Source organism: Cupriavidus sp. FW305-26, assembly GCF_058787975.1.
Window position 1 is genome coordinate 1 of sequence record NZ_JBYTAH010000167.1, and the last position, 1,005, is coordinate 1,005.

Annotated in this window: 1 protein-coding gene and 1 pseudogene; both read left to right on the forward strand. The window is 66.9% G+C overall.

The annotated features are described in order from the left end of the window. On the forward strand, nucleotides 1-825 hold an 825-nt coding region (locus AC3WQZ_RS35695), incomplete at its 5' end, for a branched-chain amino acid ABC transporter permease (protein ID WP_492302170.1). Continuing rightward, nucleotides 812-1,005, forward strand: a pseudogene (locus tag AC3WQZ_RS35700) (branched-chain amino acid ABC transporter permease); the annotation flags it as partial. The gene AC3WQZ_RS35695 and the pseudogene AC3WQZ_RS35700, both read left to right, overlap by 14 nt.

The following is a 1,005-nucleotide window of genomic DNA, read 5'->3' on the forward strand; positions in this document are numbered from 1 at the left end:
AAGTTTTCTCATGGCGATGTGCTGATGGTGGGTGCGTTTGCCGGGCTGGCGGCATCAGCCGGCGTGGTGGCGATGCACGTGGATTCCCCGTGGCTGCAGCTGCTGGCCATCGTGGTGTGCGCGGTGACGGTGACCGGCCTGCTGGGCGCCGGCATCGCCCGCGTCCTGATCCTGCCGCTGCGCCGTGCGCCACCGCTGAACACGCTGCTGGCCACGCTGATGCTGGGCACCGTGCTGCGTGAGGCGGTCCGGCTGTTCTACCCGGACGGCTCGAACCCGAAGCCGTTTCCCGCGCTGCTGCCCGCTGGCGAGTTCACCATCGGCGCGTTGTCCATCCGCGCGGACAACCTGATCCTGCTGGCCGCCGGCGTGGCCATCATCCTCGGCGTGCATCTGCTGATCACCCGCACGCGCTTTGGCATGGCCATTCGTGCCGTGGCCCAGGATGGCGAAACGGCCCGGCTGATGGGCATCAACTTCGAGGTGGTGGTACTGGTCACGTTTGCGCTGGGGTCCGCCATGGCGGCACTGGCGGGCGTGATGAACGGCCTCTACTACAACGAGATCAACTTCAACGTCGGGCTGCTGTTGGGGGTGATCGGCTTTGCCGCTGCCATCCTTGGCGGGCTAGGCAATATCTACGGTGCCATCCTCGGCGGCTTCCTGTTTGCGGCGCTGCAGGTACTGGGCAGTGCCATGTTGCCGGCCCTGGTGCCCGACATCCCGAGCGCCTACAAGGACGTATTCGCCTTTGCCGTGGTCATCGTGCTGATGGCCTGGAAGCCGACCGGACTCATCGCGGAGAAAGCCAGTGAACGTGTCTGACAACGTCTCGAAGCCGCTGCCGGCGGCCTCCGCCGCCACGGCCGAGGGCCCCCAGCGGCGCCCGGCCATGGTGCTGGCCATCTCGGCCATCGCCCTGGTGGCTTATCTCTACTTCTTCCTGCATGCGGAATCGCAACTGGCGGTAGCCGTGCTGCTGGCGCTGGCCGGGGCCGCGGTGTT